Raw genomic sequence first — 25166 nt, forward strand, 5'->3', positions numbered from 1 at the left:
CGAGTAAGATCAAATGAAACAAGCAAAATCCAATGAACATTTCATATTATGAATGCTTTTATAAGATTATCGCTGAGCCTTATTGGTATTAGCTTACTGACTGCCTGTGGTGAAGAAATCGATCACAACGATATTCGCCAAGCAGGTTTTGTGTTTTGTGGGCAAGGTAAACCAACAACATTTAACCCTCAGCTTATAGACAGTGGTATTACAGCCGAGGCGTTAAGCCCTCAGTTGTACGACACATTACTCACGCTTGATCCTAAAACACACCAACCTATTGCAAGCATTGCGGAAAGTTGGTCTGTGAACAAGGAAGGTACTGAGTACACATTCAAGCTCAAACATGGCGTTCAGTTCCAAACGACACCGTGGTTCTCTCCGACTCGCCCGTTAAATTCAAAAGACGTGGTATTCAGCTTTAAGCGAATCATTGATGTAGACCATCCTTTTCATCAAGTTGGTGGTGGTTTTTATCCATGGTTTGCTGGTTTAGATTTTCAAAATCTATTGCAAGATGTGATTGCTGTCGATGATTACACAGTGACGTTTAAACTCGCTCAGCCAAACTTTTCATTCTTGGCAAACATCGCCACCAGCCATGCGGTAATACTGTCAGCAGAATACGGTCAACAATTGGCGGCAAAAGACAACAAAGAGCAAATCGACCAACTCCCTATTGGTTCAGGGCCTTACCAGCTCAAAGAGTATCAAGTAAACGATTTGATTCGCTTGGAACGTCATCCGAACTACTGGAACTCGCCAGCGAAAATGGAACAAGTAGTGTTCGACATTTCACACCGTGGTACTGGCACGTTAGCTAAGTTGCTGCGCAATGAATGCGATGTTTTGTCTTCACCTATCTCTAGCCAGATCCCAATCATTCAAGAAGATGAAAACCTTGAGTTGACAGCAACACCAGCAAATAACGTTTCCTTTATTGCGATTAATACCGAGACTCCAGCACTTCGCGACCCAAGAGTCCGCCAAGCGTTGAACCTTGCGATCAATCGTCAAAATATCTTGGATTCGGTTTATTACGGTACAGGAACCCTAGCCTATACATTGCTGCCGCCGAACTCTTGGGCGTATCAAAAAGACAGTGCGAAAATTCGTTATGACCGAAATTACGCTCTCGCTCTACTTCGTGAAGCGGGATACGAAGATGGTCTAAAACTGTCGATGTGGGTGCCACTAGAGCCAAGAGCATTCAACCCAAGTCCACGCAAAACTGCTGAGCTCATTCAGGCGAACTTCGCCGATATCGGCATCAAGCTGACTCTGCTCACCGACGACCGTTTCGAGCGAGTGGATCTTGAAAACATCAACGATATCGACTTGCTCCTTACTGGCTGGATTGGCGATACTGGCGATCCGGATAACTTCTTCCGTCCTTTACTATCGTGCGAATCAGACCGAGTGGGCCTTAACGTTTCGATGTGGTGTAACGATGATTTCGATTTTTTGCTGGATCTCGCGCTAGAGACGCAAGAGCAACGTTACCGCCTAAACCTGTATCGTCAGGCGCAAAATATTTTGAATGAAGAGTTTCCAGTTATTCCGTTGGCACATGGGGTTCAATTCCGTGTGCACGACAAGTCATTAACTGGCTTCAAATCGAGCCCTTTCAATGCCCAACCGTTTGATAGAGTTGAGAGAATCCACTGATGTTTTGGTACACCGTTCGACGATTTAACCTCTTTTTCATCACTTTGATGATTCTCACTTTGGTGGGCTTTTCTCTGCTGCGCCTTGACCCGCTTTCACATTGGGCAAATGTTGAGTTCTGGTCTGGCTGGCAAAGCTACTTAATTAACCTTTCTCAGCTCGATTTTGGTTTGAGCAAAAACGGCAATGCGATTTACGACGAACTCGCGGTTGTTTTTCCTGCCACATTAGAATTGTGCTTTTTCGCCTTTCTGGTTTCGCTCTTAATCGGTATCCCGCTTGGTACGATTGCAGGGATGAAACAGGGTAAGTGGCTAGACACTGGTATCTCGTTTCTTTCGATGTCGGGTTACTCTGCTCCGATTTTCTGGGTGGCACTACTGCTGATCATGGTCTTCTCGTTGGAATACCATATCTTCCCTGTTGCTGGACGCTACGACTTGCTGTACGAAATCGACCATGTGACTGGGTTTGCCATTATTGACGCCTTTATGGCGAAAGGTGAATACCGAGCTCACGCACTGCAAAGTGTCATCGAGCACATGGTTCTGCCGTGTTTGGTTCTGGCGTTGGCACCTACGACTCAAGTTGTTGGTTTGATGCGCGCTTCTGTTGCAGAAGTTATGAGCCAAAACTACATTCGCGCAGCCCGAATCAAAGGTTTATCGAATCGTGAGATCGTCACTCAGCACGTAATGCGTAACGCCATTCCGCCTATCATTCCAAAAGTTGGGGTTCAGCTATCTAGCATGATCACTTTAGCGATCATCACCGAGTCGATCTTTAACTGGCCGGGCATTGGTCGCTGGTTGCTGGATGCGCTTGCCAACCAAGATTACGCCTCAATCCAAGCAGGAGTAATGGTGCTTGCGACACTCGTTTTAACTGCCAATATCCTTTCGGACTTGATTGGTGCCATGATCAACCCTCTGGTGAGAAAGGAATGGTATGCTAACAAATAACGTTTATCAGGAAGAACGCATTCCAACTCAGTTCGAGCGATTTTGGCGTAGTTACCGCGCTAACGGGTTAGCGATGTTTGGCTTGTGGTGTTTAGGCTTGATTGTATTGATCACCATTTTAGCTCCGTGGCTTGCCCCGTTTGATCCACAAGCACAATCTGGTGAGTTACTCGTTCCCCCTTCATGGGCACCAGCGGGCACCGTCGATTACTTTTTAGGAACCGATGACTTAGGTCGTGATATTCTGTCGCGCTTGATCATGGGCTCTCAACTGACTTTTGGCGCAGCAGTTGGCATTACTGCGATTGCGACCATCGTAGGTTGCTTTATCGGGGTGCTAGCGGGGATGACGAAAGGTCTGCTTTCCAGTACTTTGAACCACCTTCTCGACACCGTTATGTCGATTCCATCGCTATTGCTCGCGATCATTTTTGTGGCATTCCTTGGCTTTGGTGAATTTAATATCTTGCTGGCGATTTGTTTGGCCCTGATCCCACGCTTTATTCGCTCGGTGTATATTGCCGTACATACTGAGGTAGAAAAAGATTACATCATGGCAGCCCGCCTAGATGGCGCAAATGACTTCTACTTGCTGTGGAGCTCGATTCTTCCAAATATTTTAACCGTCATTGCAGCAGAGATTACTCTCGCTCTGTCGGCGGCCATTTTAGATATTACAGCTCTTGGATTTCTTGGCTTGGGTGCTCAAGCGCCGAGTACCGAATGGGGAGCCATTTTGGGTGATTCCGTTGAGCTGATTTACATCGCACCATGGACCGTGACGCTTCCGGGTCTGACCATCATGTTCACCGTAATTATCTTAAACTTAGTAGGTGAAGGTGTACGCCAAGCGCTGAATGCGGGGATCGAATAATGCCGTTATTAGATATTCGACATCTGACTATCGAGATCGAAACACCACAAGGGATGGTGAAAGCCGTCGACCGAATGAGCCTAACGCTCAATGAAGGTGAAATCCGAGGCTTGGTGGGCGAGTCTGGCTCAGGTAAAAGCTTAGTTGCGAAAGCGATCGTGGGGGTTTGTAAGGACAACTGGCGAATCACCGCAGACCGAATGCGCTTGGGTAACATCGACCTTTTACAGCTTACGCCTAAAGAGCGTCGACGCGTCATTGCCCGCGATATCGCGATGATCTTCCAAGAACCCTCAACCTGTTTGGACCCTTCCGAAGAAGTAGGTCGTCAGTTAATTGAGTCTATCCCCTCTCGCGCCTTTGAAGGCAAGTGGTGGGAGCGATTCAAATGGCGTAAAAAACAGGCCATTGCGCTACTGCACAAAGTTGGCATCAAAGATCACAAACGCTTGATGGGCAGCTACCCGTACGAGCTAACAGATGGTGAATGTCAAAAAGTCATGATCGCCATGGCCATCGCAACCAAACCTAAATTGTTGATTGCCGATGAACCAACTAACGACTTGGACCCCATCACTCAATCGCAGATTCTGCGTTTGTTGAGCCGAATGAACCAGCTCAACAACACCACGATTTTGCTGATCGGTCACGACTTGGCTACCATCACGCAATGGGCAAGCCGAATTACCGTCATGTACTGTGGTCAGTCGGTTGAGTCTGCCGACACAGACAAAATCATCGAAGCCCCCAAACACCCTTACACTGACGCGCTGCTAAAAGCGATGCCAGATTTTAATGATTGGGTACCGCACAAGCAGAAACTGCAATCGCTACCTGGGTCTATCCCTCCTTTGCAGCACCTGCCAATTGGTTGTCGATTAGGGCCGCGTTGTCCGTACGCGCAAAAACAGTGTGTTGAAATTCCACACACGCGACGCATTAAAAACCATAAGTTTAACTGCCACTTTCCATTGAACACGGAGAAGAAGTCATGAGTGCGTTACTCGAAGTCGATAACTTATCGAAGCAGTTTGTCACGCGTTCTCGACTGTTCAGATGTCAAGTTAATGAAGCGGTTAAACCCGTGAGCTTTACGCTAGAACCGGGGCAAACTATTGGCTTTATTGGCCAGAATGGCTCCGGTAAATCAACACTTGCACGTATGCTCGCAGGCGTTGTTGAACCGAGCTCTGGTGAGATCCGAGTCAATGGTGAGCGTTTAGAACACAAAGATTACGCAACGCGATGTAAGTTGATTCGCATGATTTTCCAAGACCCAAACACGTCATTGAACCCTCGGATTCAAATTGGACGAATCTTGGAAGGTCCGTTGAAACGAAACACCAACATGCCGCCAGATGCACGAATGAAACGTGTGAAAGAGACGTTGCTTCGCGTGGGGCTTCTGCCGGAGCACGCCTACTTCTATCCTCAAATGCTTGCTGCTGGTCAAAAACAGCGTGTCTGTTTGGCTCGTGCACTCATCCTTCAGCCATCAATCATTGTGGCGGATGAAGCGCTAAACGGTTTGGATATGGCGATGCGCTCACAGATCATCAACTTGTTCTTGGAGCTGCAAGAAGAGATGGGCTTGTCGTTTGTGTACGTGTCTCAGCATATCGGTATCGTAAAACACATCACCGACAAAGTGATGGTAATGCACGAAGGCGAAGTGGTTGAGTTTGGAGAGACAAACCAAGTCCTTACTAATCCAGAACATGCGATTACCCAGCGCTTGGTAGAAAGCCATTTCTACAAAGCGCCAAGCCACTAAACAGACAGCTCACGAAAAACAAAAAGCCTGCTTTCATGCAGGCTTTTTCTATTGGGTGAAGCGAGTAAAGGCAGATTAACGACGGCTTGCTTGTTTGCGCAGTTCGAAATCAAACTCGTCAGGAAACAACACCACGCCTTCTTCGTTTTGATTCGGGAATACAACAACCGATAGCTCATCATCTTCTAGGCCAGTAGTCCAACGGCTATGCCATTTGTTAAGAGAGATCGCTTCTGGTTCACACTCTTCCCAGTCACCCGTTGCCCACTGCTTGGCAAATTCTTCATTTGGCCACACAGGAACGCAATCATCGTCTTCTGTGTTTAACATGACACAGCCGTGCTCGTCTTTAAGAATCCAAACTTTACGATTCGCGACAATCTCTTTGACACAATACTTTAGGCGCTGCTCTTCGTTGTAGCGATTAATCGTATCAATTTGTTCTTGGGTGAGTTGCTCAGACATATCAGTCTCCTGTTTCCCATAGAAAAATGCCCGCAGCTAAGCGGGCATTTACAGTATATGCTGGTAATAGTGAAATTACGCTAGCTCAGTTTGAAGCCAAGGCCAACCTTGCTTCTTACGGCTTAGTGTATTTTCCATCATTAGCATGCCGTCTTTCTCGTGCTTAACAAGTTTCTCAGCCCACTCACCTTTGTATAGAAGACGAGTTTGAGCAGTTGTGATATCTGTTAGCATAACAGCAGCGAACGCTAGGTTATCTTTCTCACAACGAGATTCTAGGTCTGCTTCTAGTGCTTCGATCATACCGTCAACTTGCTCAAGAGTTGCAAGTTCAACCTGACCAACCACTACGTCACGACCGTTGAATGGGTAACCTTTAAGGTCCTTTTCAACGAGTTGAGCCGCAGATAGACCTTCGATGTTTGTCTTAGCAATTAGAAGATCTTTCGTGAATGCATCCACATCTTGTACGTCAGCGATTGCAGCTAGCTCAGCAACAGCATCTTTGTCTTTTTGTGTACAAGTTGGAGAAGCGAAGCCTACTGTGTCAGATAGGATTGCTGACATCATTAGCTTAGCGATTTGAGGCTTGATCTCGTGACCTTCAATCTTGAACATGTTGAATAGTACTGTGTTAGTACAGCCAACAGGCCAGATCCATGCTTCCATTGGGTTCACTGTCATCACGTCACCTAGACGGTGGTGGTCAACGATACCCGCAATTTCAGCTTCAGCGATGTCGTCTGGTGCTTGCGCTAGATCTGAGTAGTCTACTAGCCAAACGGTTTCACCCGCTACTGAAGTGCGAAGTTCTGGAACTTCTGCGCCAGCTACTTCAAGAATGTGCTGAGTTTCACGGTTGATTTCGCCCTGACGAATTGGCATTGCTTCAACGCCACGCGCCTTTAGAAGTTCTGTTGCAACTAGTGCACTACAAATACTGTCACTGTCTGGGTTCTTATGACCTACAACTAGAATCATGTTTCTTCCTATCCAAGTCAATTTGATACGCTTCCGAACAATGGCACGGTGTGCCGTGGAAGCTGTTTGCTCACAAAGGTCGATACTTTACCTGATTTGAGGGAGTTTGACACGAAGAAAAGTTCACAACCCTATTGCGAATAAATCTCATTTACATATAATGATAATTATTACCATTTGCATTTGAGTTAACGATGAACGCGACCCGATTTTTGCACTCCGCACAGCAGCTATTTCAGCCAACTCAGTTCCAGTTAGCTTATAAGCGACTGCTTATCCCCATTATCATGCTTGTCTTATTAGCGAATGAGAACACCCGAGAGATCACAGTGACCACGCTTTCCGATTCTTTCTGGGCAGTATCTTGTTATGTCGCAGCAACCTTGGCGATTTATCATTACCTCTCCAACTTTATGTCGAAGACGAATCGCATCACTCAACTCTATCATCGTTCTCGTCATCATCAGGTGTTTTTTGCAGCCCTACTCGGTGCGCTTCCGGGCTGTGGCGGCGCTATTGTTGTTACGACTCAATTTATTAGTGGACGAGTAGGATTTGGCGCAATCGTAGCCGTACTGACATCAACCATGGGCGATGCGGCATTCTTGTTACTCGCGGCAAAACCGTCCGTCGGCGTTGGCGTCGTCGCACTTGGCATTGTGGTAGGTACGGTTTCGGGTTTGATCGTCAACGCATTTCATCCTGATGATTTTCTACGCCCCGAGCCAAAGCAAGCGAGCGCTCACCACCATTGTTGTCAGCATCAAAGCGAGCGATACACACCTTTAGAGCAACGTGCGATTAATCTTCAAGGCGCATTCTGGAAGTGGTTGATAGTCCCTGCGAGCATGGTGGCCGTAATGACCTCATTCCAAGTGGATATCAATCAGCTACTGAATTTGAGTCCAAGTAGCATTGAATGGTTAGGAGCGATATTTGCGGTGGTCTCCATGTCGTTGTGGGCAATGACAAAAGAGTTGGGAGATTATCAATCGACGGTGTCAGAAGATGAAAAAATCGTTGATTCACACCCGATTCAAAAAACAGCCCAAGACACCAACTTTGTCAGCGCGTGGGTTATCGTGGCGTTTCTTGCGTTTGAATTAACGACCTATTTTTCAGGCGTTGATTTGGCTGCTACCTTCTCAAATTGGGGCATCTGGATGCCATTGGCTGGCTTAGCCATCGGTATGCTACCAGGCTGCGGCCCACAGATTCTCGTCACCAGTTTGTACATTACTGGTGCCGCACCATTATCCGCGCAGATTGCAAATGCGATTTCTAACGATGGAGATGCACTGTTCCCCGCGATTGCCATGGCTCCCAAAGCGGCATTGATGGCAACGATCTATTCTTCTATCCCTGCGTTCATTGTGGGCTATGGTTATTACTTTCTGTTTGAGTTTTAGTAATTCCGCTCTCAACAAAGAACGCGTAAAAACAAGAAAAGAGCCCAAGTGGCTCTTTTCGTTTAATACGTTGTTTTCAATGATCTTTATGCGGTCACTATTGCTTTGGCATTCAGACCTCTATCGACACTCACTAGAAGCAACTGACAAGGATCTTGGTTGAGCTTTTCTCCGGTCCAGTAGTCATACCAATCAACGGGCTGATCCGCTGTGAGAGTAAATTCAGTCGCATTGTGATTCGCGTAATTGAACAAACAATGTAGATCATTCTTGTCCGTCAGTTTCAAAAAAGCATGGCTCAAACTTAACGCCGTGAACTTAGCAGATTCTTGGCTGCGTCGTTGTCGCAACATCAGCTTCGCCAAGGTTTTACTCGCAAATGGCGTGATTTCCGGGAGAGGGTCGCCAGACAAAAGCAATCCGCCAGACGCCAATAATACGGTACGGTGAAACTCGTAGTCTTCACGTGATGCAGCTTGATTAGCAAGAGAAGTAAACGTCGCGCAGTCTGGGTCAATTTGCCACAATTTACGGTGCTGCCAGCTACGGAAAAACGTCTCTTTAGCGATCTGTTCAAAACGGTGGCTATGGCGCTCGACGTCATCAGACACACGCATCGCATCCACCAGCCCCAAAGATGGCCACATTGGCGCGTTGCAGCCAAGCAACCACGCGTCTCCTGCGCCTCTGGCGATCGCCTCCATCCCTAATCGATACGCTTCGACACCCGTAATACCAGACTGACTACGTTTTCCTTTTAGTGTTCCCCAGTAGTTTGCATCGAGCTTAAACAGCTCTACGCCCCACTCTAGCCTCATCACTGACACAACGTGCGTTAGATGATCTTGCACTTCTGGGTTGGACGTATCGAGAATATACCAAGGCGTGCAACGCCAGCCGCCGTAGGTAACATCTTCGGCTTTAAGGAGCTGACCGTCAGGATGACGAACAAACCATTCAGGATGTTGCTTAAAGACCTCAGATTCTGGCTGCGCTATGAAAGGAGCCATCCAAATCGCCGGCCTTTTGCCTTTTGCGCGAATGTTTTGAATCAGCTCCTTCACACCGCCAGAGAATTTATCCGACGGCGTAAGCCAATCCCCCATGAACGCTTGATAGCCATCATCCAGAAGTACCCATTCTAGGTCTTCGAGCTTGTCTTGCATGCAATCGACATTTTCTAAAACATTTTGCTCGGTCACATCGGCATAGTACGCATACCAAGAACACCAGCCTATCGGTGCATCCTGCGTGACACCGTTGCGAATAGGATGATGCGCGGCAATCATCTCGCTGAACTCTTGATACAGATCGGATAGCGAGTTGCCAGTTAAAATCGTAATGGACTCAAGTTGATTGTGTTCCCAATCCGCCACTTGTGTGTGTTCACCATCAATTGCTGCGGTCAGTATCCACTGCCCATTTCGCTGTTGTATATCAAAGTAACCAGCAAATCGACGGCACGTCGTGAAGCCAAACAAGGTGTAACCAGCAGAATCCTCAATCACTAGATAGTTGTAGTAACGCTTAGGTGCATGTTGCGAGTACACACGGTATGGGGGAATGTTGTCGGGGCATCGACCTATTTCAATCGGGTGCGTGATCGTTCCTGACGTTTGCGCCAACATTTGAAAACCATCACCAATCACGTTGGCTTCGTGCTCGTATAGAAACGGCATTTCGAACAGCACTTCACGGTCAGTAAAGGTCTTATTGTGAAGCCCAGAGAAAGAGAAATGGGCTTGATTACCAATCACATCCACGTGCAGATCGTTATCGATGATCGTCACTTCGGAATGATTGGCTAACTGAATGGTCTGAGCCATATTGCATCTACTCACTGATTATTATTGTTTTGTGTCCAATTGACCCCACGATGCTTGGTTGCGCGTGAAGCCTTTTGAATATGACTTCATTATCCTGTGAATGATGCGAGCAATTCGTTATTTTCGTCACGAATCCATGCACTCTGACGCTCAAAAACGGTTATTGAGATAACGCTCACTGAAATTTTGGTTAAAAAAAATACCAGCCCGAAGGCTGGTATTTCGATTTATGCAAATTGCTCTAATTAAGCAACTTCGATTGGACCACCGAATGAAGTCACTGGCGGTACTTTGCCTGTGAACTTCTCGAAGTCTACGATACATGTGTTCGCAGAAGTCGCTTGAGCAAGCTCAGAAGAGCCGATGTCCTGCGTTAGCGTATTAGGGTCACCGTAAGTACAGATTGCGCCTTCTTTCTCGTTTAGAGGGCCGTACCATGCACCTTCTTCGATACGGATAACGCCACGTGGATAGCTGTCAGTTAAAACAGCACCAGCTAGTAGCTGACCGCGGCCGTTGAATACGCGTACCAAGTCACCGTCTTTGATACCTTTTGCTTTTGCATCGATTGGGTTGATGTAAACAGGCTCACGACCTTGCACCGCGTATGTCGCGCGGAACTCTTCAGACTCACACATTTGAGAGTGCAGACGCTTGTCTGGGTGACAAGACTGCAACCAGAATGGGTATTTGTCTGAACCAGGGCCACCGTGTGAACGCTCTGATTTTTCGAACCACATTGGGTGCTCTTGACAGTGTTCGTAACCGTAACGGCCGATCTTACGTGATGTAATCTCGATGAAGCCAGACGGTGTACCTAGAGGGTTAAGCTCAGGGTCTTTACGGAAGTCCGCGTGACGAACCCAAGGTTTACCTTCACCGAAGTCTAGTACGCTCTTCTCCCAGAACTCATTGAATTCTGGCATTTCGAACTTACCTTCGTTCGCTTTCTTACAATCGTTGTATAGGCTTTCGATCCACTCCATCTCGCTCATACCACGAGTGTATTCTTCGCGGCGACCAAAACGCTGAGTTAGTTCACTCATGATTTGGAAGTCAGGCTTAGATTGGAACAATGGATCAACGAGACGATGCATCGCGATCAGACCTTTGTTCGAGTATGAACCGTACACGTCGATGTCATTACGTTCCCATTGCGTACACGCAGGTAGAACGATGTCAGAGAAACGACATGTTGCAGTCCAAGCAAACTCGATCGTTACAACCGTTTGAAGTTTACGGAACGCTTTCTTCATGCGGTTACGATCTTGATGGTGGTGCCATGGGTTACAACCAGAGATAACCATCATCTTGAAGTCTGGCAGTTTCACTTTACCGCCGTTGTAATTGATCTCTTTGCCTGGCTCAAGCAGACAGTCGATCCAACGTGCAACTGGGATAGTACGGCTGTAACCGTTAAAGTCGTTGTTGTCCCACTTCGGCTTCATACCTTGGTCAAGGTTACGAGGGAAGCCACCAGGGCCAGCGAAACCAGTAGAAGGCACACCGATACTTGAGTAGTGGTGACCGTAAGATATACCACCGCCAGGTAGACCGATTTGACCAACCATTGCCGCAACCACAGCCGCCGCCCAGTATGGCTGCTCACCGTGCTCTTGACGCTGGATACACCAACCCATCAGGATCTGTGTACGGCCGCTCACTAGCATGCGTGCGAATTCGCGAATCTTGTCCGCTTTCACGCCACAGATAGCCGCTGCCCATTCTGGTGTCTTCTCTACTTTGTCTTTTGTCTTACCTTGAACGTATTGGATGAACTCTTCAAAGCCTAGACAGTAAGTATCAATGAACTTCTTGTCGTACAGGTTTTCGTTGTACAGAACATGAGCCACAGCCAGCATGAACGCTACGTCTGTCATCGGGTTGATGTACAGGTGATCGTTCTCTAAGTAGCGTTGCGTTTTGTTCTTAACTGGGTCAACAGACAGAACGTTGATCTCGCCTTTCGCTACTTTTTCTTTTAGCTCTGCAAGGTACTTGAATGATTCGTGAGTTTCACAGTTCCAACCTACTTGTAGGTTTTTCACTGGGTCGTTTGCCCACAGAATGATGTTGTCTGAGTTCTCAAGGATTTCAGACCAAGACGTACCTTGTGCGTAAACTTCGGTTGAACCAAGTACGTAAGGCATGATGGTTTGACCTGCACCAGTCGAGTAGTCGCCTACTTTAGTGATGAAGTTACCGTGCATACCTACTGCACGTTGCATGTGCGCGGTACAGTTGTTGAATGAACCTGTTTGGTTCCAACCAGTTTGACCAGCATGCAAAGCCCAAGGACCGTATTCTTTTTGAACACGTTCTAGCTCACGGTAGAACAAGTCTAGAGCTTCATCCCAAGTCACGCGGATGAAACGGTTGTTACCGCGAGTATCCGCGCTGTATTTGTGTTTCTTCAACCAATCTAGACGAACCATTGGGTAACGAACACGTGAAGGGCTGTAGATAATACCCTTGATGCCGTTCAACATTTCTGTTGGGTTTTTGTCTAATTCTAGCGGTTTGATCTCTTGAACTTTACCCGCGTAGATGTGGGCGCGGAACGCGCCCCAGTGTGAGCCTGTTACTTTCCAAGTACCAGTCGACTCAGCTGCGTTTGCAGAAGCTGACGCCAATAAGCTTGGACCGATAACTGACGCTGCACTTGTGGTTGCTACACCTTTAAGAAAACTTCTTCGTGTAATAGCCATTTAAATTACTCCAATCCGCGCTTATTAGTGGTGGCCTTCAGCATAATCTGAAGAGTGCTTCTGTAGATATTTCAAGATCAGTGCTTCACTGTCTGTATCTAGGTTAACGAACGCAAGCATGCCGTCGAACATACCTGGCCAGGTGTTCGCATCGAAGTGCGCTTCAGCTGGTTGTGTATGACATACAGAACAGTTTGTTTTGTATGCTTCTTTCGATTTTTCCCATACAGGGTTGATGTCGTTCAGCATAGACTCTTTCTTGATCCATACTTTCGCTGCCACTTTCTCCCAAGGAAGACCAGTCAGCTCGTCCACTCGTTTTTCACCAGTCGTTACGATGTTGCTGTCTGTAGACGCTTCTTTAAGTAGAGACGCAGTTGCAATGTTCTTACCGAAATCTTCTTGAATTACGCGACCAAAGCCTTTCGCTTTACGCCAGCCGTCAATTTCGATTTCGATGAAGTCACCTTTATCTTCCAGAACTTTTACTGTTGATGCAGGGTTTAGAAGACCCGCTTCTTTCGCGCCTTGCGCGTCAAAGTAAATTGGAAGGTGACGAATACTTACGAGCTCTTGACCTACTGCGTAGTCAGTACCTGATGTCATTTGCTCTAGATCACCCACGATGCCGCCGATGCTATCCATACCCGCTGGTAGGTTGTGCGCGATACCTTTGTGACAGTCAACACAGCTTTGATCTTTTTCTGCCGCTTGCTTCATCTGGATACGAGCGGTTGGAGACATTTGCTCGAAGTCCATAGACTCGTAGTTGTGACAGTTTTTACACTCTAGAGATTTGTTTGCAGAGAAACGATCCCATTCGTGTTTAGCAAGTTCGATACGACGCTCTTCGAAAACGCCAGGTTCAGAGTAGTTGCCAAAAACTTGCGCAAATACTTCTTTAGAAGCCTGCATTTTACGAGCGATTTTGTCAGTCCAGTTGTGAGGAACGTGACAGTCAGGACAAGTAGCACGAACACCAGAGTGGTTTTTCCAGTGAACCGTGTCTTGCAGCTCAACGTATACGTTGTCACGCATGGTGTGACAGCTAATACAGAATTCTTCAGTGTTGGTTGCTTCTAGCGCGGTGTTAAATCCACCCCAGAAAATAACACCAGCGATGAAACCGCCCATAGTCAGCACGCCAAGGCTGATATGAACTGCCGGGCGCGTCATCGTACGCCACAGTTTAATGATTAATGATTTCATTATTTGCTCTCTTAAAATCTTTTCAAAAGTGTGGTTGTGAGCTCACTGGCTTACATGCCGTGTGCGCCTGGAGGACCAAAGAAGAACACTTGTAGTGCCCAAACGATAAATCCGTAGCCGCCTACGAAAGCCACACTCAGAATTGGGAAGAGAACAACTGCAATGAAGAGGAAAGACTTCCACTCCAGTGAGCGTTTTTCGCCACTCTCAATTTTATTAACATCACTCATACATTTGCCTATTTTGTATCTAGTGTTATTGAAAAGCCCGTGTAACCAAGCTTAAGTTTTTACAATCTCTAATTGAAAATGTTAGACCATACTAATAGTAAGGTTCAATCAAATAACTCCCTTCAAGCCTTGTAATTCAACACTTTTTTGAGCTCATCCGGAGTTGTGTTGGATTGATATTATTTATTAAAAAACATGAACAGATATGAAAAAATAAGTCTTTTAAAACCTTGTTAAACTTACAACATTTACAAAACATAAATTACATTTGAGCGGTAAAATTCGTGCCGAAAAATTACTCAAACTCCTGAGAAAGATAATGACTTGTAAACAAAATGATAAAAACATTTTATAAAACCTCTCGCAATTTCCACCATGAAAAAAGCAAAAATTACCCATTGAGATTCATATAGAGAATGGGGTTGGTTACAATTCTAAGCGGCAATTTCAAGGAGTGATTATGAACAGTGTGGTGGACATTAGTTGGGCAAAATTAGCGGCTTTCAGTTTGATTCTGTTAGTGCCACTTGCGATCAATGCACGCTATAGATTAGGCATCGCGAAAGATGCATCAGTCAGCGTTGTGCGTATGACTTTACAGCTCGTTCTGATCGGTGTTTATCTTGAATATCTCTTTCAATTAAACAGCTTGATCATCAACTTACTTTGGCTTGCGATTATGCTCGTCGTAGGAGCAAGTTCCATTGCAGGGAAAGCACGTTTACCGAAAAAGCCGCTCATGCTGCCACTTCTAACTGGGCTTGTATGTGGCTTGTTTCCATTACTAATTGCGATCACCGCTGGCTTGGTGCGCCCTACTCCGCTTTACAATGCACAATATATGATCCCATTGGCAGGCATGCTGTTAGGCAATAGTCTGAGCAGTAATATCATCGCGCTACAAAACTTATTCTCTGCTTTTGAAGAGCGTAAATCTGAGTACGAAGCTGCCATCTCACTGGGTGCCGCCCCTAAATACGCTTCCTTTCCTTTCGTTCAGGAGGCTCTGAGAAAATCGTTAGCGCCAACGCTAGCCTCAATGACCACGATGGGCCTTGTCACGCTTCCTGGTATGATGACGGGGCAAATCCTAGGGGGCGCAAGCCCATTGGTTGCCATTAAATATCAACTGGTCATCATGCTAGCTATTTTTGTCATGATGAGCGTCTCTGTTGCCATCACACTTGAAATGACATTGAGCTTTGTACAAACAAAAGAAGGCCGTGTTACGGTCAAAGTACGCCCAGTTGATGGAATGAAGCGAGGTCAGTAATTGGCCACATAACCCCCTAATTTTATGAAATTTTCTGGATCTTCAGAGATACTCACGATCTTTGATACAGGTTATCCACAGAAAATGTGGATAAGCCACCAAAAGATATACGCAACCAGAAACATAGCCACATTTCTGAGTCTCCTGTCTTATCAACATGCAATGGTCACATTTTAGTCAACTCAATGACATCTTCGGCTTCTACATTGTGCTTAGAGACAAAATGGAGCAGATATCATGGACGTATTGATCATGGCGGAAAAACACGATGAGTTACTGTCTGACTTGCCGGTTGAATGGCTTGTGCAAGAGCCAAAAGAGATCACTTCTCACTGGTTGCCAAACGAGTTTGGAATCAATGAAGAGCTGATTTAGAAAGCACTTTCACCCAAATACGACGTACAAAAAAGGCGAGCTACCTAGCTCGCCTTTCTCTTTCTTTGGGCTCTATCGCAGATGCTTGTCTTCATCACGTAGATAGATCATCCAGTACCACATACCGACGAACACACCGCCGCCGATGATGTTACCGATCGTGACTGGGATAAGGTTGTTAACGATAAAGCCCATCATGTTCAAGTCCGCATAATTTGCGATATCAGCACCTGTCATTTGCCAGAAGGCTTCTGGCGCAAAGTATTTGATACCAATAGCCATTGGAACTTGGAACATGTTCGCAATACAGTGCTCAAAACCAGCGGAGACGAACATCGCTACTGGCAAAATCATTACCGCGATTTTGTCTGTTAATGTACGGCCACTGAATGTCATCCAAACCGCAATACAAACTAACACGTTACACATGATGCCAAGTGCAACCGCCGCAAAAAAACCATGGTGCAATTTATGTTGTGAAATGGCCATGGCATTCAAACCAACTTGACCGTGATCGAACATGTATTGCTTTGTCACCAACATACACGCCACCAGCAAAATAGCGCCAACCATATTGCCGAAATAAACCACAAACCAGTTTTTAACCAGCGTTTTCCATGAAATTTTGCCACTCGCACGTGCAACCAGAGTCAGAACCGAACTGGTAAAAAGCTCGCCGCCAGTAACCACCACCAAAATCAAACCAAGGCTAAATGCTAGACCGCCAATGAGTCGTGTGATGCCCCAAGGCAGATCGCCCGCGCCTGTCGTTACTGTGGTATAGAAAATGAAAGCAATACCAATATGAAGCCCCGCAGAAATGGCGAGCAGAAAAGATTTGATTGGAGCTTTCGTTGCTTTGCCTACACCTACTTCGGCGGCACGTTCAGCAGCCTGAGGTGGCAATAAAGAGTCAAACTGATTGAAGTTCATGGAAGTGTAACATTTAGAAACAATTAAAGAGGCGCGGATAATCGCTCCATTTCCTGACTTTTTCAAGGGCTATTTTTCATGTTTACTAAAAATGTTGTTGGTGAGACGGAAATCGATAAAACTCAACTATAGTTTGTTGTCTTAACTATCATTGATATTAAACAAGATACTCAGCGTTCGAACAAAAATTCCACGTTATATCAGTCTGATAGCAATGCAGTTAACACTTCTTGTTGTTTTGTGTTGCTCAACACTGGTTTTAAGACTAGCTTGGATAAAAAAGCGCAAAGGAATTATCTATGAAATATTCAGCTGAACACATCGCCGAACTGAACCTTCTTCTTCAATTCGATTTAAGCAGTGCAGCGACAGGCATTAAAGTCCATTCAGATGCCTCAGAAGAGATGCAAGCAGCAGTTGCGCGTCTTTACCAAAAGCAATTGTGTACGCAACCTGATGGTGGTTATCTAACCGACGAAGGCATTGAAGTTGCAGAACACGCAGACAAAATCTTACGCGTACTTTCTGCAGAATAACTACCGCCCACTGACCAATAAAGCCACCGAAATACGGTGGCTTTTTTCTAGTTACTCCAATCGCATTTGGGGAATCTCACTCGGCTACACCAGTAACTTTCTCATTTTCCCAAACGGTTGAACTTTATCGTACAACCAGTTAAAGCCTGTGGCGTAAAACAAGAAGAAGACTAGAAACCCCGCTTCGAGCATCAATGCTTGAAGGAACGTAATCTCCAAGAACCATGCGATCACAGGTATAGAAATAAAGATCAACCCACCTTCAAACCCAACAGTGTGACCAAGGCGCATTGCTAAACTCCTGTCTGCTCGGTTGCTGCCAAACCACTTATCGAAGTACAAGTTGTAAATGTAGTTCCAAACTACGGTGTACAAACTCAAACCGATCCCTACTAACGCCAAATCACTTGAACCTTTGCCTGTGATCAACGCAGCTGCAGGCACAATGATCGCTAACGCCATCAATTCAAAAAGTACTGCGTGGAAAATTCGTTCGTTACGAGTCATGATTATCTACCCATTTGTTCTACTCAATGACTGAAATTTTATCTATGATTGAGATAATAAAAAATTAGATACCATCGGTAAAAGCGATATGTTTACTATCGAACAATTGCAGGCGTTTGTTGCCACATCCGAATCCGGCTCATTTTCCGCAGCAGCGAGAAAGTTAGGTCGAGCCCAATCCGTGATAAGCCAACACATTATGAACATGGAACTCGACTGTGGTGTCGATCTGTTTGATCGATCCGGCCGTTATCCCAAACTGACCGAGAACGGCAATGCTCTGATGCCTTACGCGCAAGCGGCGATCAGTCAACTCGACCGATTAAACAATAAAGCGACTCAGCTCTTTTCTGCGCAGGCGAGCGAGCTTGTTCTCGCGATTGATGAAGGGATTCCGCTGACTCGATTACCGGATGTGCTTAAAAACCTAGAGCAACAATTTCCGCAACTACAAGTCGAATGTTTAACGGCATCTAGCCCAGACATTATTGAACTGGTGAAATCTGAACGTGCGACCACCGGAATTATTCTGAGCGATCTGCAAATGCCTAGGCATATCGATTTCACCAATCTTGGTAATATCGCATTCGATGTGTATGTCTCTTCCGATCACCCATTAGCGGCTCAGCGAATTACCCATATCGATCAACTCAAACAATATCGCCAACTGGTGATACGCTCAAAGAGTGCAGAGCCAGGTAGCCTCAACCAAGCATTGAGCCCAGATATCTGGTACGCTGATAACTACTACATTTTGTTGGAATTAGCGAACAAAGGGTTTGGATGGTGCTTCCTGCCGGAGCACTTAGTCGCAGACTCACCAAACACGTTAAAAAAAGTTGGGGATGATTTCACAAAGCTGGCTTGGCAAGTCAATGTTGACCTGATTCAGCATCAAAAATGGCATTCTGATCCCCTCCATCAACAAGCCAAAGCAGAGCTCATTACTCTCTTTGAGCAAACAATTAAGTAGGATAAATAATGGCAAACACATTGATTGTAGGTGCAGGTTGGCTTGGTACTCCGCTAGCGCAAGCCTTGTTAGTCGAGGGACATGATGTAGTTATTACGCGTCGTAGCCAAGCTCGGTTAGATGAACGGCCATCCACTATTGCTAACGCCGCCCTGCTTGATCTCAACGATGAAAACGCAACGCAAAAACTGGATGAAATAATTCAGTCGAATCATATCGAGCGTATTGTTGGCGCGTTTCCACCTGGGTTTCGTAGAGGGTCTGGTCGAGAGTATGCGCAGCAATGGTCAACGTTAGTTAAAGCGGCAAAACAGAATGCGATTGAAAAGCTCGTCATGATCAGCTCTACAACGGTCTACCCTAATTTACCAACGGAGATGAAAGAAGAATCCGCATCGCTCGCTCTCGCGCAAACCCACCCTCACTTTTCTGACAATGCGAAAATCATGCTCGAAGCGGAGCAATCCGTTATCGACTCTGGCATAAACTACGCCATCTTACGTTGCAGTGGTTTGATTGGCCCAGACAGACACCCCGCTCGCTTTGCCATGCGCCTAAAACAAGTCAGCCGTAAAGCCCCAGCCAACATGCTTCATCAAAGTGACGCAGTCGCTGTGGCACAATTTGCATTGGATCACCTGAGTAATCAGATCATTAATGTCACAACGCCTCACACCGTGAGCAAAGCTGAGTTTTACCAAGCAGCAATCACCAAAAGTGGCGCAGAGATTTCGCTACCTCCCGTTACAGAAGATGCCGATAAACGCATTTTAGCGGACAAACTGGTTTCACTTGGGTATCAATTCCGATTCAATTCAACGCTGGATGCACTATGAAGTTATATCAACATATAGAAACGCTTTGGGATTACATGCAGCTAAAACAGGATTTAAAGCCTGCCGACTGCTTGTTTGTTATGTGCAGTAACGACGTGCGAGTTGCTGAGCACGCCGCTGCGCTTTACCACCAAAAACTCGCACCATTGATTGTGTTCTCCGGTGGTGAAGGCCGTTTTACGGATGGGTTGTTTGAAAAAAGTGAAGCCGAAACATTTGCAGACATTGCGCGTTTAGCTGGCGTACCAAGCGATGCCATTTTAGTAGAAACACGTTCAACCAATAGTGGAGAAAACGTCCGTTTCACCGAGCAGTTATTAAAAGAGAAAGGCATCCAATGCGAATCTATTATTTTAGTGCAAAAGCCATTTATGGAACGCCGCGCCATCGCTACGTTTGAGAAGCAATGGCAATCGCCCTACTCGCAAGTGCAAGTCAGTTCTACCGCTCATCCATTCTTTGAATACATCAACGAAGACATGCCGCTAATGATGGTGTTAGAAGCGCTGATGGAAGATTTTTCCCGCGTCAAAAGCTATCCCGAAAAAGGATTTCAAACTAAACAAGACATTCCAAAGCAAGTGGATTCATCTTATCAAGTCTTGTTAGAGCGATTCGGTTTTGATCTCGTCTGAGCGAAATGAACAATTAAAAAGCCACCGAATTCGGTGGCTTTTCTGTACTGCTTTGAAGCTGAATGGATAGGTTTATTTACCTAGGGCTTCTTTGTAGTGCTGACGGCAAACCGAGACATAACGGTCGTTGCCACCAATCGCCACTTGGTCACCTTCTTTGATTGCGACTCCGTGTTCGTCGGTGCGGATAACCATGTTTGCTTTTCGGCCACAGTGGCAAATCGTCTTCAACTCAACCAGCTTATCAGCCCAAGAGAGTAGGTACTTACTGCCTTCAAAAAGTTCGCCAAGAAAATCGGTACGAAGACCATAGCAAAGTACTGGAATATGCAGCTTATCCACTACTTCTGTAAGTTGGTAAACCTGCTCTTTCGATAGGAACTGACACTCGTCAATAAGAATACAGTGACGTTTTTCGACTTCATGCAGGGCTGCAATCTCTTGGTATAGGTTCGTATCTGGACGGAACAAATGCGCGTCCGATTGTAAACCAATACGAGAACTTACTTTGCCTACACCATAGCGGTCGTCCAACGCCGCAGTGAAAATCACTGGCGTCATACCGCGTTCTTGGTAGTTAAATGAAGATTGAAGAAGAGTTGTCGATTTACCCGCATTCATTGCTGAGTAATAGAAATACATCTGAGCCACAGAGCATTACCTAAAGTTAAAATTTTATTGATGAAATTGGAAAATAAAAGGGCTGAATCATCAGCCCTTTTAAAAGATTCAATTACTTACGACGCCATGTTGTGCCTTCTGGGCCATCCTCAAGGACAATGCCCATCTCCGTCAGCTTATCACGTGCCATGTCGGCGTTTGCCCAATCTTTCGAAGCACGCGAGTCGTTACGCAGTTTGATTAACGCTTCAATTTCAGCGACTTCATCATCGTTGCCAGCATTACCTTTTAGGAAAGCTTCAGGATCTTGGTAAAGAATACCAATCACGTCTGCTAGTTCGCGCATTAGCGCACCAAGTTCACTCGCTTTCTCTACGCTTTCTGTCTTAAGGCGGTTAACTTCGCGCGCCATATCAAACAGAACTGAGTATGCTTCTGGTGTGTTGAAGTCGTCGTTCATCGCCGCAGTAAAGCGAGATACGTACTCCTCACCACCCGCTGGTGCTGCATTTAAATCCAGACCACGCAGAGAAGTATATAGACGCTCAAGAGAAGCGCGTGCTTGGTTTAGGTTATCTTCACTGTAGTTCAATTGGCTACGGTAGTGACCAGACATTAGGAAGTAACGCACGGTTTCAGCATCGTAGTGACCAAGAACGTCACGAATAGTGAAGAAGTTGCCTAGAGATTTAGACATCTTTTCGCGGTCTACCATCACCATGCCACTGTGCATCCAAGTATTTACGTACTTAGTGTCGTGTGCACAGCAAGATTGTGCGATTTCGTTTTCGTGGTGTGGGAACTGTAGATCAGAGCCACCGCCGTGAATATCGAAATGATCGCCTAGGATCGTAGAGTTCATTGCTGAACATTCAATGTGCCAACCTGGACGACCTGGACCCCATGGCGATTCCCATGTTGGCTCGCCTGGTTTAGACATTTTCCAAAGAACGAAGTCTAGTGGGCTACGTTTTGCTGTTTCGATATCAACGCGCGCACCAGCTTGAAGCTGATCAAGATCTTGCTTAGAAAGCTTGCCGTACTCGTCAAACTTACCCACTTCAAACATGACGTCGCCATTGTCTGCAACGTATGCGAAACCACGTTCGATAAGCTTTTCAACCAATTCGATGATTTCTGCGATAAATTGTGTTGCGCGCGGCTCAACGTCAGGACGCTTCATGTTCAATGCATCAAAGTCTGCGTGCATGTCGCCAATCAAACGTTCTGTAAGTGATTCACAAGATTCGCCGTTTTCTGCTGCACGTTTGATGATTTTGTCATCAATATCTGTGATATTGCGAACAAACGTTAGGTCGTAACCAAGGTAGCGCAGATAACGTGATACTACGTCAAAAGAAACGAAGGTGCGGCCGTGGCCGATGTGACAGAGATCGTAGATGGTTACCCCACAGACATACATGCCAACTTTACCGGCTGTAATTGGTTTGAATTCCTCTTTCTGTCTTGTGAGTGTGTTATATATCTTTAACATGATCTCTATCTATGATTGTGAATGAATACAAGAACGTCGAGTATATCAAGTCCGACCTTATTAGGTAATAGCAATTAACCGATAAAACGATAATCGGCTAAACTTCAAGCACAAAACGAAGAATTTACTCTTCTCGAGTTTTTAATGCGTTATAACTTAGGCTAGAATCTCGGGCTCAACACAACACAGTAAAGGAAAGTAGCATGATCACCCTTCACACTAATTTTGGTGACATCAAGATTCAACTAAACGAAGAGAAAGCGCCAGAGACAAGCGCAAACTTCCTTCAGTACTGCCGCGACGGCTTTTACGACAACACTCTTTTCCACCGTGTTATTGACGGTTTCATGATCCAAGGCGGCGGCATGGAATCAGGTCTACGTGAAAAATCAACACGTGCACCTATCAAGAACGAAGCAAACAACGGCCTAAGCAACAAAGTAGGCACAATTGCTATGGCTCGTACGATGGAACCACATTCTGCAAGCTCTCAGTTCTTCATCAACGTAAACAACAACACTTTCCTAGATTTCCGTAGCGAAAGCCTAGATGGTTGGGGTTACTGTGTATTCGGTGAAGTTGTAGAAGGTATGGACGTTGTAAACAAGATCAAGGGCGTTAGCACTGGTTCTTACGGCATGCACCAAGACGTACCACTAGAAGACGTGGTAATCACTGGTACTACAATCGCAGAGTAATTCTTGCGAATTATTCCCAAGAGATAAGTAATTGGGGAGGCTTCGCCTCCCCTTATTTCTATGACGACATTATTTATATCAGACTTGCACCTTACGCCGTCACGTCCTGACATCACAGAATGTTTCATTACATTCATGCGTACGGAAGCCAAAAATGCCGAAGCTCTTTATGTATTAGGCGATCTTTTCGAGTTTTGGGTCGGTGATGATGACAAAACACCGTTTGCAAACCAAATTCGTACCGAGTTCAAAACGCTCACCGATCAAGGTGTCCCGGTTTTCTTTATTCAAGGCAATCGTGACTTCTTGTTGGGCGAACGCTTTTGTAAAGAGACGGGCATCACTTTGCTTGATGACGTTTGCACCATCGACTTATATGGCACAAAAGCGGTGATTTTACACGGCGATACCCTGTGTATTGATGACGTGGAATATCAGAAATTTCGTAAAACTGTGCATCAACCTTGGTTACAATGGATCTTTAAACGCATCCCATGGTGTTTAAAGAAAAAAATTGTCTCTAAAGTTCAATCAGACATTCGCGACGATAAACAGATGAAGTCTTTAGATATCATGGACGTGAATCAAAGCGAAGTTGAAAAAGTGATGTCTCAGAATTGCGTCAACTTGATGATTCATGGCCACACTCATCGCCCAAATACACATTTTTTTGACGCAAATGGTGCTAAAAACACGCGCATCGTCTTAGGGGACTGGTATACGCAAGGCTCAGTTTTACAAGTGAATTCTGATGGTTTTGAACTGCAAAACCGGCCTTTCAACACATAATTTACGCTAAGCATGTCGAACATGTAGAAGATTCGCATTCAAAGCGTAGATATTTTGTAAAAAATCGCTATTATCATATTACTAAGTTAAACAGAACGAAGTACCTAATTGAAGTATTCTTACGTAGCTCGCCAACCGATTCTAGACAGAGAAAAGCGAACCATAGGTTACGAACTTCTCTTTCGAGACGGCCCCAAAAATACCTTCCCTGAAGTAGAACCTGAGCTTGCTACTAGTCGACTGCTATCTGATCATTTTTTGTCGACGCATTACAACACGTTAGGTAACAAACTCGGTTTTGTTAACTTTCCCCACCAAAGCTTGGTCAACCTTGTTCCGACACTGTTTCCGAAAGATTCTCTGGTTATTGAAGTACTCGAAGATTGTGAGCCTACGCAAGAGCTTCTCGATGCAATAAAACATCTGCACGAATGCGGCTACCGAATTGCACTGGACGACTTTGTACCAACTAAGGCTTGGAAACGCTTTCTTCCGTACGTATCGATGATCAAATTTGATATTCGTTTAGTACCAATTGAAAAAGCGGCAATTTTCATCCAAGCATTGAGCCAGTTTAATATCGATTTTTTGGCTGAAAAAGTCGAAACCTATGAAGAGTTTGAACAAGCGCTTGACGCTGGTTTTAACTACTTCCAAGGTTACTTCTTTAGTAAACCAGAAATGATCCAAAAGAAGCGCCTCAACCCGGCGTTTTTAACCGTCATCCAGTTGTGTAAAGAGATTGCTGACAAGCCCATCGACTTCAATGAAGTGGAGCGTCTGTTCTCTATTGATGTGACGCTTTCCTATAAGTTGCTCACTTACGTCAACTCGGGTTACACGCTCACAACCAAGATCAAATCGTTTAGACAGGCGCTGATTTATCTGGGCGAAGAACGTTTACGACGCTTTATTTCACTGGTTGCAATCGCTTCTGTGCAAGAGGACAAGCCCGATTCACTCTACTCGCTTGCTATTCAACGCGCTCGTATGTGTGAAATTTTGCTTAGCCAAATGAACACCAAGTACGATCCTGGACAAGCCTTTCTGACTGGTATGTTCTCATTATTAGGCTCGCTTCTCGATCAGCCTCTGTCGGATGTGATTGAAGACATTCCCGTCGATGAAGACATCAAGCTTGCACTGACAAGTCGAAAAGGTGTGCTTGGGTATCTCCTTTCTATGTGTATTGCTTACGAACAAGCAGATTGGGAACTGGCTGAAAGATACTGCTCCGTATTGAAGTTAACGGAAACTCAGCTAGCTGATGCATTCAATGAATCGACAGAGTGGGCTCAAGAACTGCTTTCTCAAACACCTTAACTCGCTATAATGCTTCTCTCCCACTCTATTGGGATTATTTGTTTCATCGCTTTACCTAACGAGATT

General features: G+C 45.6%; 25 protein-coding genes. 15 read left to right on the forward strand and 10 right to left on the reverse strand.

Annotation, left to right across the window (positions count from 1 at the left end; all coding sequences use genetic code 11):
- Nucleotides 1-48: 48 nt before the first annotated feature.
- The 5 genes from sapA to BIW15_RS15675 are packed head-to-tail and all read left to right on the forward strand — an operon-like array spanning nucleotide 49 to nucleotide 5278.
- Nucleotides 49-1668, forward strand: a complete 1620-nt coding sequence (gene sapA / locus BIW15_RS15655) for an ABC transporter substrate-binding protein SapA (protein ID WP_005462340.1) — start codon at nucleotides 49-51, stop codon at nucleotides 1666-1668.
- Nucleotides 1668-2630 carry an ABC transporter permease subunit gene (locus BIW15_RS15660; RefSeq protein WP_005478933.1) on the forward strand — a complete coding sequence of 321 codons (963 nt, stop codon included), beginning with the start codon at nucleotides 1668-1670 and terminating at the stop codon, nucleotides 2628-2630. The genes sapA and BIW15_RS15660 overlap by 1 nt, the downstream gene beginning before the upstream one ends.
- Nucleotides 2617-3504 (forward strand): ABC transporter permease subunit, encoded by an 888-nt coding sequence (locus BIW15_RS15665; protein WP_005462338.1) that lies wholly within the window; start codon nucleotides 2617-2619, stop codon nucleotides 3502-3504. The genes BIW15_RS15660 and BIW15_RS15665 overlap by 14 nt, the downstream gene beginning before the upstream one ends.
- The gene (locus tag BIW15_RS15670; protein ID WP_005462378.1) at nucleotides 3504-4499 is read left to right on the forward strand and encodes an oligopeptide/dipeptide ABC transporter ATP-binding protein; all 996 of its coding nucleotides are present in this window, start codon (nucleotides 3504-3506) and stop codon (nucleotides 4497-4499) included. The genes BIW15_RS15665 and BIW15_RS15670 overlap by 1 nt, the downstream gene beginning before the upstream one ends.
- Nucleotides 4496-5278, forward strand: a complete 783-nt coding sequence (locus tag BIW15_RS15675; RefSeq protein WP_077281271.1) for an ATP-binding cassette domain-containing protein — start codon at nucleotides 4496-4498, stop codon at nucleotides 5276-5278. Before BIW15_RS15670 ends, BIW15_RS15675 begins: the two co-directional genes overlap by 4 nt.
- A 75-nt stretch (nucleotides 5279-5353) precedes the next feature.
- Here the strand turns inward: BIW15_RS15675 and BIW15_RS15680 are convergent, their stop codons facing one another.
- On the reverse strand, nucleotides 5354-5743 hold the full coding sequence (locus BIW15_RS15680; RefSeq protein WP_005478908.1) for a DUF2750 domain-containing protein: 390 nt from the start codon (nucleotides 5741-5743) through the stop codon (nucleotides 5354-5356).
- 75 nt (nucleotides 5744-5818) lie between these two features.
- On the reverse strand, nucleotides 5819-6724 hold the full coding sequence (locus BIW15_RS15685) for a manganese-dependent inorganic pyrophosphatase (RefSeq protein ID WP_005462364.1): 906 nt from the start codon (nucleotides 6722-6724) through the stop codon (nucleotides 5819-5821).
- 194 nt (nucleotides 6725-6918) lie between these two features.
- Between BIW15_RS15685 and BIW15_RS15690 the strand changes: the two genes are divergently transcribed.
- A complete protein-coding gene (locus BIW15_RS15690) occupies nucleotides 6919-8133 on the forward strand; it encodes a putative manganese transporter (protein ID WP_077281272.1) in 1215 nt (404 codons plus the stop codon).
- 86 nt (nucleotides 8134-8219) lie between these two features.
- Here the strand turns inward: BIW15_RS15690 and BIW15_RS15695 are convergent, their stop codons facing one another.
- The 4 genes from BIW15_RS15695 to torE form a co-directional block, all read right to left on the reverse strand.
- Complete coding sequence (locus BIW15_RS15695) at nucleotides 8220-9959, reverse strand: glycoside hydrolase family 36 protein (RefSeq protein WP_077281273.1); 1740 nt, start codon at nucleotides 9957-9959, stop codon at nucleotides 8220-8222.
- A 245-nt stretch (nucleotides 9960-10204) separates the two neighbouring features.
- Entirely contained in the window at nucleotides 10205-12667 is a 2463-nt protein-coding gene (gene torA / locus BIW15_RS15700; protein ID WP_005462326.1) for a trimethylamine-N-oxide reductase TorA, read from the reverse strand.
- A 24-nt stretch (nucleotides 12668-12691) separates the two neighbouring features.
- A complete protein-coding gene (gene torC, locus BIW15_RS15705; RefSeq protein WP_005462368.1) occupies nucleotides 12692-13876 on the reverse strand; it encodes a pentaheme c-type cytochrome TorC in 1185 nt (394 codons plus the stop codon).
- 50 nt (nucleotides 13877-13926) lie between these two features.
- Nucleotides 13927-14106, reverse strand: coding sequence for a trimethylamine N-oxide reductase system protein TorE (gene torE, locus BIW15_RS15710; protein WP_005450728.1), 180 nt, complete (start codon nucleotides 14104-14106; stop codon nucleotides 13927-13929).
- Between the two features lie 460 nt (nucleotides 14107-14566).
- On the opposite strand from torE, the gene BIW15_RS15715 reads away from it, so the two are divergent.
- The gene (locus BIW15_RS15715; RefSeq protein WP_005495697.1) at nucleotides 14567-15379 is read left to right on the forward strand and encodes an ABC transporter permease; all 813 of its coding nucleotides are present in this window, start codon (nucleotides 14567-14569) and stop codon (nucleotides 15377-15379) included.
- Nucleotides 15380-15616: 237 nt separating this feature from the next.
- Nucleotides 15617-15754, forward strand: a complete 138-nt coding sequence (locus BIW15_RS15720) for a hypothetical protein (protein WP_005478877.1) — start codon at nucleotides 15617-15619, stop codon at nucleotides 15752-15754.
- Nucleotides 15755-15826: 72 nt separating this feature from the next.
- Here the strand turns inward: BIW15_RS15720 and focA are convergent, their stop codons facing one another.
- A complete protein-coding gene (focA, locus tag BIW15_RS15725; RefSeq protein ID WP_005462425.1) occupies nucleotides 15827-16687 on the reverse strand; it encodes a formate transporter FocA in 861 nt (286 codons plus the stop codon).
- Nucleotides 16688-16986: 299 nt separating this feature from the next.
- On the opposite strand from focA, the gene BIW15_RS15730 reads away from it, so the two are divergent.
- Nucleotides 16987-17223: a TIGR02647 family protein gene (locus tag BIW15_RS15730; RefSeq protein ID WP_005462432.1), complete on the forward strand. Its 237-nt coding sequence runs from the start codon at nucleotides 16987-16989 to the stop codon at nucleotides 17221-17223.
- A gap of 84 nt (nucleotides 17224-17307) precedes the next feature.
- Here BIW15_RS15730 and BIW15_RS15735 read toward each other — a convergent pair whose 3' ends face one another.
- The gene (locus tag BIW15_RS15735; RefSeq protein ID WP_015296537.1) at nucleotides 17308-17730 is read right to left on the reverse strand and encodes a PACE efflux transporter; all 423 of its coding nucleotides are present in this window, start codon (nucleotides 17728-17730) and stop codon (nucleotides 17308-17310) included.
- Nucleotides 17731-17818: 88 nt separating this feature from the next.
- Between BIW15_RS15735 and BIW15_RS15740 the strand changes: the two genes are divergently transcribed.
- The 3 genes from BIW15_RS15740 to BIW15_RS15750 are packed head-to-tail and all read left to right on the forward strand — an operon-like array spanning nucleotide 17819 to nucleotide 20174.
- Nucleotides 17819-18703, forward strand: a complete 885-nt coding sequence (locus BIW15_RS15740; protein ID WP_077281274.1) for a LysR family transcriptional regulator — start codon at nucleotides 17819-17821, stop codon at nucleotides 18701-18703.
- Between the two features lie 8 nt (nucleotides 18704-18711).
- Nucleotides 18712-19539: an NAD-dependent epimerase/dehydratase family protein gene (locus tag BIW15_RS15745; RefSeq protein WP_025524856.1), complete on the forward strand. Its 828-nt coding sequence runs from the start codon at nucleotides 18712-18714 to the stop codon at nucleotides 19537-19539.
- Nucleotides 19536-20174 carry a YdcF family protein gene (locus BIW15_RS15750; RefSeq protein WP_005462434.1) on the forward strand — a complete coding sequence of 213 codons (639 nt, stop codon included), beginning with the start codon at nucleotides 19536-19538 and terminating at the stop codon, nucleotides 20172-20174. The genes BIW15_RS15745 and BIW15_RS15750 overlap by 4 nt, the downstream gene beginning before the upstream one ends.
- A gap of 72 nt (nucleotides 20175-20246) precedes the next feature.
- On the opposite strand, the gene BIW15_RS15755 is transcribed toward BIW15_RS15750, so the two are convergent.
- Both BIW15_RS15755 and cysS read right to left on the reverse strand, forming a co-directional pair.
- Entirely contained in the window at nucleotides 20247-20825 is a 579-nt protein-coding gene (locus BIW15_RS15755; protein ID WP_005450744.1) for a thymidine kinase, read from the reverse strand.
- Between the two features lie 82 nt (nucleotides 20826-20907).
- Nucleotides 20908-22290: a cysteine--tRNA ligase gene (cysS, locus tag BIW15_RS15760; RefSeq protein WP_005478905.1), complete on the reverse strand. Its 1383-nt coding sequence runs from the start codon at nucleotides 22288-22290 to the stop codon at nucleotides 20908-20910.
- A gap of 203 nt (nucleotides 22291-22493) precedes the next feature.
- Between cysS and BIW15_RS15765 the strand changes: the two genes are divergently transcribed.
- The 3 genes from BIW15_RS15765 (at nucleotide 22494) to BIW15_RS15775 (ending at nucleotide 25100) form a co-directional block, all read left to right on the forward strand.
- A complete protein-coding gene (locus BIW15_RS15765) occupies nucleotides 22494-22988 on the forward strand; it encodes a peptidylprolyl isomerase (RefSeq protein ID WP_005487618.1) in 495 nt (164 codons plus the stop codon).
- A 60-nt stretch (nucleotides 22989-23048) separates the two neighbouring features.
- Nucleotides 23049-23777, forward strand: coding sequence for a UDP-2,3-diacylglucosamine diphosphatase (gene lpxH / locus BIW15_RS15770; protein WP_024702734.1), 729 nt, complete (start codon nucleotides 23049-23051; stop codon nucleotides 23775-23777).
- Nucleotides 23778-23885: 108 nt separating this feature from the next.
- A complete protein-coding gene (locus BIW15_RS15775; protein ID WP_017448335.1) occupies nucleotides 23886-25100 on the forward strand; it encodes an EAL and HDOD domain-containing protein in 1215 nt (404 codons plus the stop codon).
- The last annotated feature ends 66 nt before the right edge of the window (nucleotides 25101-25166 follow it).

Origin of the sequence: Vibrio sp. SALL6, assembly GCF_002002385.1 — a bacterium.
GTDB lineage: Bacteria > Pseudomonadota > Gammaproteobacteria > Enterobacterales > Vibrionaceae > Vibrio > Vibrio parahaemolyticus.

Excerpts from the sequence above, each read along its gene's own strand:
- BIW15_RS15750 (WP_005462434.1), top strand. The coding sequence starts at position 19,536 with ATGAAGTTATATCAACATATAGAAACGCTTTGGGATTACATGCAGCTA.
- sapA (WP_005462340.1), top strand. The coding sequence starts at position 49 with ATGAATGCTTTTATAAGATTATCGCTGAGCCTTATTGGTATTAGCTTA.
- lpxH (WP_024702734.1), top strand. The coding sequence starts at position 23,049 with ATGACGACATTATTTATATCAGACTTGCACCTTACGCCGTCACGTCCT.
- BIW15_RS15695 (WP_077281273.1), bottom strand. The coding sequence starts at position 9,959 with ATGGCTCAGACCATTCAGTTAGCCAATCATTCCGAAGTGACGATCATC.
- focA (WP_005462425.1), bottom strand. The coding sequence starts at position 16,687 with ATGAACTTCAATCAGTTTGACTCTTTATTGCCACCTCAGGCTGCTGAA.
- BIW15_RS15660 (WP_005478933.1), top strand. The coding sequence starts at position 1,668 with ATGTTTTGGTACACCGTTCGACGATTTAACCTCTTTTTCATCACTTTG.
- BIW15_RS15720 (WP_005478877.1), top strand. The coding sequence starts at position 15,617 with ATGGACGTATTGATCATGGCGGAAAAACACGATGAGTTACTGTCTGAC.
- BIW15_RS15665 (WP_005462338.1), top strand. The coding sequence starts at position 2,617 with ATGCTAACAAATAACGTTTATCAGGAAGAACGCATTCCAACTCAGTTC.
- BIW15_RS15740 (WP_077281274.1), top strand. The coding sequence starts at position 17,819 with ATGTTTACTATCGAACAATTGCAGGCGTTTGTTGCCACATCCGAATCC.
- BIW15_RS15735 (WP_015296537.1), bottom strand. The coding sequence starts at position 17,730 with ATGACTCGTAACGAACGAATTTTCCACGCAGTACTTTTTGAATTGATG.
- BIW15_RS15730 (WP_005462432.1), top strand. The coding sequence starts at position 16,987 with ATGAAATATTCAGCTGAACACATCGCCGAACTGAACCTTCTTCTTCAA.
- torE (WP_005450728.1), bottom strand. The coding sequence starts at position 14,106 with ATGAGTGATGTTAATAAAATTGAGAGTGGCGAAAAACGCTCACTGGAG.
- BIW15_RS15675 (WP_077281271.1), top strand. The coding sequence starts at position 4,496 with ATGAGTGCGTTACTCGAAGTCGATAACTTATCGAAGCAGTTTGTCACG.
- BIW15_RS15715 (WP_005495697.1), top strand. The coding sequence starts at position 14,567 with ATGAACAGTGTGGTGGACATTAGTTGGGCAAAATTAGCGGCTTTCAGT.
- BIW15_RS15690 (WP_077281272.1), top strand. The coding sequence starts at position 6,919 with ATGAACGCGACCCGATTTTTGCACTCCGCACAGCAGCTATTTCAGCCA.
- BIW15_RS15685 (WP_005462364.1), bottom strand. The coding sequence starts at position 6,724 with ATGATTCTAGTTGTAGGTCATAAGAACCCAGACAGTGACAGTATTTGT.
- BIW15_RS15765 (WP_005487618.1), top strand. The coding sequence starts at position 22,494 with ATGATCACCCTTCACACTAATTTTGGTGACATCAAGATTCAACTAAAC.
- torC (WP_005462368.1), bottom strand. The coding sequence starts at position 13,876 with ATGAAATCATTAATCATTAAACTGTGGCGTACGATGACGCGCCCGGCA.
- BIW15_RS15680 (WP_005478908.1), bottom strand. The coding sequence starts at position 5,743 with ATGTCTGAGCAACTCACCCAAGAACAAATTGATACGATTAATCGCTAC.
- torA (WP_005462326.1), bottom strand. The coding sequence starts at position 12,667 with ATGGCTATTACACGAAGAAGTTTTCTTAAAGGTGTAGCAACCACAAGT.
- BIW15_RS15745 (WP_025524856.1), top strand. The coding sequence starts at position 18,712 with ATGGCAAACACATTGATTGTAGGTGCAGGTTGGCTTGGTACTCCGCTA.
- BIW15_RS15670 (WP_005462378.1), top strand. The coding sequence starts at position 3,504 with ATGCCGTTATTAGATATTCGACATCTGACTATCGAGATCGAAACACCA.
- cysS (WP_005478905.1), bottom strand. The coding sequence starts at position 22,290 with ATGTTAAAGATATATAACACACTCACAAGACAGAAAGAGGAATTCAAA.